Consider the following 8,438-nt stretch of genomic DNA (forward strand, 5'->3'; position numbering starts at 1 on the left):
TCGGGTTGCGGCCTTCCCGGGCCCCGACCGATAGATCGGGATCTTCCTTGACACCGGTATCCGGGGCGCGTGCACTATGGCGTGTGGGGACAACCAGCACGGGGGACCTGTTCGGGCGCGAGGAGGAGCTGGCACACCTCCGCCGGTTCCTGGATTCCGCGCGCCACGACGGTGACGTGCGCATGGTCCGCGGGGAGCCCGGCGTCGGCAAGTCGGCGCTACTGACCGTGGCGGCGGATCTGGCTGACGCCGAGGGCATGCGGGTGTTACGCGCGAACGGCTCCGAGTTCGAGGCGGATGTCACCTATTCGCTGCTCAACCAATTGTTGCTGCCGCTTTATACCGACATACAGCGACTGCCGCCGGCGCTGCGGGACGCGCTCACCGTCGCTCTGGGCTTCGGGCCCGGGCCGGCGCCGGCTGCCCTGCTGGTGTGCAACGCCGTCCTTTCCCTGATCACCAGGGCCGCCAGGACGGCACCCGTGCTGCTCGTCGTCGACGACGTCCAGTGGATCGACCGGCCCAGCGCCGTCGTCCTCGGCTTCGTCGCGCGACGCGTCCAGGGCACGCCCATCGGCGTCATCGCCGCCTCCCGCACCGGCGTGGAGGGCTTCATCGACCGCCGTGGTCTGAGCGAGGTCACGATCGAGCCGCTGAGCGAGGACGCGGCCGCCGAGCTCGTGGACACCCGCTTCCCCACGATGAGCCAGCGCCTGCGACGGCGCCTGCTCGACCTCGCCCGAGGCAACCCGCTGGCCCTGGTCGAGCTGCCGACGACCCTCACCGACTCCACTCAGCCGGCGGAGGTGGTGCCCCTCAGCGACCGGTTGCAGGACATCTTCGCCAGTCGTATCGCCGGCCTGGCCGAGCCCACCCGCCTGCTGCTTCTGCTCGCCACGCTGGAGGGAAACGGCGATCTGAGCCTCCTGCGCGGTCTGACCGACCTGACCCATCTGGGCCCGGCCGAGCGAGCCCAACTCGTCCGGGTCGACGACGCCGTCGGCCGCATCGTCTTCCGCCACCCGCTGATCCAGTCGGCGATCGTCGCGGCCTCCACCCATGAGGAGCGCCGGCTGGCCCACCAGAGGATCGCCGCCGCGCTGCCGGGCGATCCGGAACGCCGCGCTTGGCACCTCGCCGTGGCCACCTCCGGCCCGGACGAGGCCGTCGCCGTCCAGCTCGAAGAGGCGGCGCACCTGAAGTTGCGGCGCGGTGACGTTCTGGCCGCCATCGCCGCGCTGGTCCGCGCCGCCGAGCTGAGCACCACCCCCGAGGACACCGCGCGGCGGCTGGCGCAGGCCGCGTACATCGGGGCGGAGGCCGGAGTCGCCGGTGACGCCCCGACGCTGCTGGCGGACGCCCGAACCATGAGCCAGGACCCATCAGGAGCGTTGCACGCCGCGAACGCGACCGCGCTCCTGATGGTCAACGGTGACGGCGACGTGCACACCGCCCATCGCCTGCTCGCCGGCGCGATCGAGACCGGCGGGCACGGCTGGCGCGCCGACGATCCGGCGCTCGACGAGGCCATGCACACGCTGTTGCTGCTGTCCTGGTTCGCCGGCACCGGCGACCACTGGGCCGTCTTCCACCGGAACCTGGCCCGGCTCACCCCCGCACCGTCCGACCTCCTGTCGGTGCTGAGCCGCACCTTCCCCGACCCCGTACGCACGGGCGCCGCGGCCCAGGCCGACCTCGATGCGCTGATCGCCGCCCTACCGGGCGAGAACGACCTGACCCGGGTCGTACGGACGGGCACCGCCTCGGCCCAGCTCGACCGGCTGGGCGACATCCGCGAGCATTCCTGGCGGCTGATCCGGCAGGGACGCGACGGCGGCGCACCCCAGTGGCAGTTGAGCGGGCTGATGCACCTGTGCGAGGACGACTACCTCATCGGACGCTGGGACGAGCTCGCGGAACTGGCCGGTGAGGGCGAGCGCGTCGCCATCGACAGCGGGCTGCCTCTCCTGCGGTGGACTTTCCTGGTCAGCCAGGCCCTCATCGCCGCCGGCCGGGGCCGGTTCGGCGACGCGTACGACCTCGCCGACGAGATCACCCGCTGGGCGGCACCGCGCGGCGTCGCCAGCTGGCTGGCCACCGCGAACCTACCCCGCACCACGGCCGCGATGGCCGAGGGCGACTTCGAGGCCGCCTTCCGGCACGCGACGGCGATCAGCCCGGCCGGAGTGCTGGCGCCGTACGTGCCGATCGCCACCTGGGTGATGCTCGATATGGTCGAGGCCGCCCTGCGCACGGGCCGTACGGACCAGGCCGAAGCCCACGCCGAGGCCATGCGTGCGGCCGACGTTGCTGCCCTGTCCCCCCGCATGCGATTGATCCAGCACGGCGTGGACGCGCTCGTGCTCGGCGACGAGGCCGGCGACCGGCTCGAACGCACGCTGGCCGATCCCAGTATGGACCGCTGGCTGTTCGAGTCGTCACGTATCCGGCTCGCGTTCGCCGACACCTTGCGCCGGCGCAAGCAATTCCACCGCGCTCGTACGCATCTGATGGCCGCGCACACCGGATTCGCGGCGATGGACGCCGAGGCGTGGCTGGCCCGCACCACCGAGGAACTGCGCGCCGCCGGTCACCGGCCGGCCGTCGCCGAGCAGTCACCGTCCACGCTCACCGCTCAGGAGCTCGAAATCGCCGGCCTGGCCGCGGCCGGGCTGACCAACAAACAGATCGCCGAGCGCCTGTTCCTGTCCCACCGCACGGTCGGTGCTCACCTCTATCGCCTGTTCCCCAAACTGGGCATCACCTCGCGGGCCGGGCTGCGCGACGCGCTCAACGAGATCTGAGCACGCCGATCACCCGCTCGGCGGCGACGGCCGGCGCCATCATCGCCGGCCGTCCTGACCGGCGGTGCCGTCGACCCAGGGCTGGGGGTCGGTCAGGAAGACCGAGTCACCGCCCGGCTCCTGCCTGCTCCGCCAGGTCCGCAGCAGCGTTCGCGTCACCTCGGTGGGTACGCCGGTGATCTGTGCCAGCCCCTCCCGGGTGAGGCTGGCGCGGGAGCTCATCTCGTACGCGCTGTTGATAAGGCGTTTCTGCTCGGCCACCGCCGCGGGTGAACGCCGGGCGTAGCGGGCCGCCATGTGCTGCGCCTCGGTGATTACGTCGGCGGCGGGCACGACCTTACCGATCAGTCCGTACGCGTGCGCCTCGGCCGCGGTGTAGGCGCGGGTCTCGAGCATCATCTCCAGCGCCCGGGCCGGGCCGACAAGGTGGACGAGACGTTGCCCACCGACAGTCGTGGTCAGGCCGATGGACAGCTCGGGGAGCAGGAACCGGGCGGTCTCGGCGGCGACCCGTACGTCGAAGAAGAGCGACATCTCCAGGCCACCACCGCCGCAGGGGCCGTCGATGGCACCGATCCACAGGGCACGCGATCGCAGGATGCGGGTGACGAGTTCATGGAAGCGGCTGATGGCGAGCACGCCGGCCAGCGGGGACCGCTCGACGAGCCGTTCACCTCCCAGCGCTGTCATCGCACGCGCCGCGTCGAGCAGGACCCGGGCCAATGGGCGAGACAGCAACGGGGCCCGCTCAGCCGCGGACAGCAGATCGGCGATGTCGTAGTGGGTGATGTAGCGGCCGGCGACCCCACCCGTGACTACGACCGCGCGCACGGAGTCATCGTCGCCGACCGCGCGGACCAGGCTCAGCAGGTCGTGCTGCATCCGCGCGGTCATGTAGTTGAACGGTGGCGCGTCGATGTGCGCCGTCAGGACATGCCCGTCCTGCGAGAGTCGCAGAGTTTCGAGGCGGAGGTCGGCGGCCTGTGGACCCGGCATCGTCATTGCCTTTCATGTGTCGCGTTCCGGCGAGGAATGGCAGATCTTAAAACTGGCCGAGTGAACGCATTGTTATTTATTTGTGGAAATGACCGTGCCCGCCGGCGAGGTGAACTTCGTACTGATGGATACGTTTACCAGGGCGACCGGACCGGGCTCCCCGCTCGGCGAAACCCCATCACCAGACAGGTAGGCCGCATGACTGTCGTATCCATCCGGAAGGTCGGTGACCCGGTGCTGCGCCAGATCGCCGAGCCGGTGACCGAGTTCGACGCCGAGCTGCGCACGCTCGTACGTGACCTCAACCAGACTCTCGCCAAGTCGCGCGGCGCCGGCCTGTCCGCCCCGCAGATCGGCGTCGCCCGGCGGGTCTTCGCCCTGAACCCCGATCTGCCGGGCAACACCGTACGGCTCGATCACCTGGTCAACCCGGTTCTGGAGTTCCCCGACGAGGAAGAGCAGGACGGCCCGGAAGGCTGTCTGTCGATTCCGGGCGTCTTCCTCGACACCAAACGCCGCATGAACGTGTCCGCCAAGGGATACACCAAGCAGGGCGACCCGGTCCAGGTGGTCGGGGACGGGCTGTTCGCGCGGTGCATCCAGCACGAGACCGACCACCTCGACGGCGTTCTGTTCATCGACCGGCAGGACGAGGCCGGGCAGGCGAGACTGCTGGCCACGCTGAGCGAGGCGCCGTGGTTCGACGCCCGGATCAAGGTCAGCCCGCACTGACGCGCGGCGAACAAAGGGCGCCGGGGCGAAGTGGATCACGGAGCCCCGGCGACCTGTGCGCGTCCTCACGACGTCGAGGGTGAGCATCCCGGTTCGAGATCCGTCGGTTCGTACGTGACCGGCTACCCCGAAGTGCGGCCTTGGCGATCCGACGACCTCGAGGCCTGGCAAGCATCGACATCACTTTATTCCTCGTTGACCTACAAGTGGCGGCTCCAGACCGAGTACCTCGATGCCCGGGACGGCCTCGCCGGCGAGCCCGTACGGCGATGGATCGGGCAGGTCGCGATCCACGGTGACCGGGTGGTCGCGCTGGCCGAGTGCGGCGGGGCTCCGGGCGACCCGCAGTCGCCCACGCTGACGGTCAACATCGCCGACGCGTGGCTGACGAGCGGGATCGCGCGCCGAACGCTCCGCGAGCTGATCAGCCGATGCCTGGGCATCGGGCTGACGGCCTTCCGCCTGGACTACTTCGCCTCGAACATCGGGCTGGACTTCTTGGCCGACACGGTGGCCGCCGAGTTGGGCGTGCCGTATTCGCTGATCGGGGTGACGCGCTCCGGCCTCGGTCAGCTGAGCATCCGGGGCTGGAGCGCCCGGCCGCGACCAGAGGGGATGCCCGCTCGGCAGCGGCTCGGGGCCGGTCACGTCCGGCGCGGCGCGTAGCCGGCCCCGCTCGAGCTCGGCCAGCAGCGCCCCGGTGTCCACCACCGGACCGCGCGAGGCGTTGCCGGCGCCTCCCGCGGCGCGACGTCCGGGCCCTCGAAGCGCCTAGCGTGCGGGCACGGCCGGCGGGTAGCGGCCCAGGAAGCCGTCGAGCCGCCGTCCGCGAAGCCGGACGGCGTCGAGTTGCCGGGCGAGGATATCGGCCATGGAGCCGACCGTTCGAGTCACGCAGTCGGCCGCCGCAAGCTCCTGTCCGCCGCCGGGCGGCGCCGAGACGACGATGCCCTGATCGGCCCGTAGCGCGAGGACGTCGTCGCGCCATCCCGGCCACAGGCGCCGATTGTAGAAGTGCGGCAGGTCGCCCGAGAGGCACCAGTCGAGCCACTCTCCGTGCGACATCCTCATGCGTCGCCACTGCAACGACGACGGGTCGAAGTAGATGACCTCGCCCGGTACGCCCGGCCGGCCCGCCGCCGGTCGCAACCCGTTGAGGAAGAACACCCCGCCCAGGACGTCGTGCGCCACGATCAGTCCCGCGATCGGCACCCACAAGTCATCCGCGGCCGCCGGGAAGTCGTTGACCTCGAGAATGCTGGGAAGACACTCGTCCGGGCTCGGCGAGCCACCGAAGATCCGCAGCCATCCGTCATGGAGCAGGATCCCGCCGCTGTTGAGCGCGAGAGCGCCCAGCGGCGAACTGGCCGCGACGTGCAGTTGCCGCACGCTGGCCAGGGCCGTCTCCTGATCGGCGGGCAGGATCCGCGGTGCGGCGAAGCTGCGGGTCAGAAGCTCCGCCAGCGCCTGCCATGCCGCGTGGTGGTCCTCGACCACGTCCGGATCGATCATCATCGCTTCTCGCTCTTTCGCCCGAACCGCGCCCCCAGCTGTCCCAGCCGGCTTCCCGGCATCGGGGCCGCGTGTCTCATACCCGACACGACGGAGGTCGGACCAGCAAGTTCAACGCCTGCCGTACGACCGTGCGGCGCTGGACTGCTCGAGACGGGTCAGGCGCTGCTCGATCTTGGTGACCTGAGGGACGTGCAAATCCTTCGACAGTTCGCGAGCCTGCTGCCAGGCGGCGCGCGCCGCCTCCCGATCGTCGAGGGCAAGCGCGGTGTCGCCCTCATTGAGCAGGGACTCGACCACGTTCATCCGCCAGCCGATCCGCTGGTACAGCTCAGTCGCCCGTTTCCAGAAGGTCAGTGCCGCGGGCAGATCTCCCGCGGCCCGCAAGCTGTTGGCCAGCGCCTCGTAGCTGAGCCCCAGACCATGGGTGTCGTCCAGCGCCTCAGCGATCGGCAACGCCTTCTCGGCCAGCTCCATACTGATGTCCGGCCGGTCGAGGTGGATGTGCGCCTCGGCCAGCACGTAAAGCACGGGGAGCTGCGCCGATCGGTCACCGAGGGCCTCGAACAGGCGCAGCGCGCGCTCGAGGAAGACGACGCCCTCGCGATGCTGACCCTGCTCGATGCTGACCTGGCCGAGGTTGCGGTGAACGAGTGCCTGCTCCCGTTCGAGCCCGAGCCGCTGGAACAAGTCGAGGGACTGACGCAGCAGTTGTGCCGCGGAGTCCCTGTCGCCCAGCACAAACTGGGCGCCGGCCAGACTCCGCGCCATGTGAGCGCGGCCCAGGTCATCGCCGGCGGCGGTCGCCGCCCGCAGGCACAGGCGTGTCATCGCGGCCCAGTCGTGCCACCAGCCCTCTCCCTGGTTGTACCGCTGAATCGTCAGGCACAGGCGCCAGGCCTCGGCGACCCGGCCGTCGTCGAGCAAGCGCTGCACCAGGGCCTTGAGCACCTGCCGATCGGCGTTGAACCACGCCATGGCCTCGGCCTGGTCAGTCAGAGGGGTGGCGATCACATCCTCCATCGCCTCCGGCCGCTCCAGGACGACAGCGGGGACCAGATGCGTGTCGGCGTCGTAGGCCGTCTGCCGGTAGTGGTTCACCAGTCGGCGGAAGGCCTGCTCACGGTCCTCCGCGTCCTCGTGCAGCCGAACCAGTTCCTGGGCGTAGGCCCGGACGAGGCCATGAGTGCTGAACCGGCCCGGCGTGTGCTCGGCGAGCAGACCCGTGCTCACCAGTTCACCGACGAGAGTCCGGGCCTCGCCCAGCGGGACGCCGGCCAGGCTGGCCATCGCGGGCAGCGTGAAGTCCGGGCCCGGATGAAGTGACAGCAGGCGGAACAGACGCGCGGCGCGGCCGCCGAGCATCCGATACGACCAGGAGAACACCGCCCGGATGTCGTTGCTCATGTCGTCGTCGGAGAATCCATCGAGGCCGCCCTGCGCTTCCCGCAGCTCGCGGGCGATGTCGGCCAGCCGGTGATCGGGGTGGGTCAGCGCCCGCGACGCGACCACCGACAACGCCAACGGCAACCGGCCGCACAACTCGACGATCTCCTCGAGAGCCCCGCTGTCGGCGACGTTCCGGCCCGGCCCGATCCGCGACGCCAGGAACTGCCGGGCGTCTTCGGGCGACAGCATGTCGAGGGTCGTCAGATGCGCCCCGTGCGCCGTCGCCAACCCGGTCAGACGCTTACGGCTGGTCACCAGCACCAGACACCCCGGAGCACCCGGCAACAACGGACGAACCTGCTCCACACTGTGCGCGTTGTCCAGCACCACCAAAATCCGCCGGCCGGCCAGCACACTGCGATACAACCCCGAACGAGCATTATGACTCGCCGGGATCTCCGCGTCCGGCACCCCCAAAGCGTTCAAGAACCCCTGCAACGCCTCCGCCGGATGCAAAATCGACTGACCCGGATCAAACCCCTGCAAATCAACATAGAGCTGCCCGTCCGGATACGCGTCAGCCAGCTGATGAGCCAAATGGATAGCCAAACTCGTCTTACCGACACCCGGAAGACCATCAATCGCCAGCACCGGCGTCGACACCTGCGTCAGCACATGACCGTTGACCAGACCCAACGTCCAATGCTCGACCTCCTCCCGACCGGTGAACCACGGCAGATCCGCCGGCAACTGCGCCGGCAGCACCGCGGCGCCGCTCGATGCACCGTCGCCCTGACCATGCTGCGCGGGCGTCGCACTCTCCCCGGCCGATGACGGCTCCCCGGCGCCCTGGTGGAGGACCAGTTGATAAGCCTCGCGGAGCTCGTCGCCCGGGTCGACTCCGAGTTCCTCGGCCAGCCGGCGGCGAATCGCCTGGAACACCGCGATCGCCTCAGCCTGCTGACCATCAGCCGACAACACCAACAACAACTGCGCCTGCAACGC

At 70.0% G+C, this 8,438-nt stretch carries 6 protein-coding genes and 1 pseudogene; 3 read left to right on the forward strand and 4 right to left on the reverse strand.

All coding sequences use genetic code 11. The features are described from left to right. Positions 1–83 precede the first annotated feature (83 nt). A complete protein-coding gene (locus AB0C26_RS36570; RefSeq protein ID WP_360257112.1) occupies positions 84–2,804 on the forward strand; it encodes an AAA family ATPase in 2,721 nt (906 codons plus the stop codon). Positions 2,805–2,843: 39 nt separating this feature from the next. On the opposite strand, the gene AB0C26_RS36575 is transcribed toward AB0C26_RS36570, so the two are convergent. Then, entirely contained in the window at positions 2,844–3,800 is a 957-nt protein-coding gene (locus tag AB0C26_RS36575; RefSeq protein WP_360257114.1) for an enoyl-CoA hydratase/isomerase family protein, read from the reverse strand. 198 nt (positions 3,801–3,998) lie between these two features. Here AB0C26_RS36575 and def point away from each other — a divergent pair, with 198 nt between their 5' ends. Both def and AB0C26_RS36585 read left to right on the forward strand, forming a co-directional pair. Beyond that, the gene (gene def / locus AB0C26_RS36580) at positions 3,999–4,532 is read left to right on the forward strand and encodes a peptide deformylase (RefSeq protein WP_360257117.1); all 534 of its coding nucleotides are present in this window, start codon (positions 3,999–4,001) and stop codon (positions 4,530–4,532) included. A gap of 195 nt (positions 4,533–4,727) precedes the next feature. Further along, positions 4,728–5,198, forward strand: coding sequence for a hypothetical protein (locus AB0C26_RS36585; protein WP_360257119.1), 471 nt, complete (start codon positions 4,728–4,730; stop codon positions 5,196–5,198). On the opposite strand, the pseudogene AB0C26_RS36590 reads toward AB0C26_RS36585, so the two are convergent. From AB0C26_RS36590 to AB0C26_RS36600, 3 genes and pseudogenes are all read right to left on the reverse strand, one after another. Further along, positions 5,139–5,261 (reverse strand): annotated as a pseudogene (locus tag AB0C26_RS36590) (NAD(P)-dependent oxidoreductase); the annotation flags it as partial. The gene AB0C26_RS36585 and the pseudogene AB0C26_RS36590 overlap by 60 nt on opposite strands. Before the next feature lie 42 nt (positions 5,262–5,303). Beyond that, positions 5,304–6,047 carry a DUF2625 family protein gene (locus AB0C26_RS36595; RefSeq protein WP_360257121.1) on the reverse strand — a complete coding sequence of 248 codons (744 nt, stop codon included), beginning with the start codon at positions 6,045–6,047 and terminating at the stop codon, positions 5,304–5,306. A gap of 108 nt (positions 6,048–6,155) precedes the next feature. Then, the coding region (locus AB0C26_RS36600; RefSeq protein WP_360257123.1) for a tetratricopeptide repeat protein at positions 6,156–8,438 on the reverse strand (2,283 nt) is incomplete at its 5' end.

The sequence above is a fragment of the Actinoplanes sp. NPDC048796 genome (genome assembly GCF_040650035.1).
Taxonomy (GTDB): Bacteria; Actinomycetota; Actinomycetes; order Mycobacteriales; family Micromonosporaceae; genus Actinoplanes.

Excerpts from the sequence above, each read along its gene's own strand:
- AB0C26_RS36575 (WP_360257114.1), bottom strand. The coding sequence starts at position 3,800 with ATGCCGGGTCCACAGGCCGCCGACCTCCGCCTCGAAACTCTGCGACTC.
- def (WP_360257117.1), top strand. The coding sequence starts at position 3,999 with ATGACTGTCGTATCCATCCGGAAGGTCGGTGACCCGGTGCTGCGCCAG.
- AB0C26_RS36595 (WP_360257121.1), bottom strand. The coding sequence starts at position 6,047 with ATGATGATCGATCCGGACGTGGTCGAGGACCACCACGCGGCATGGCAG.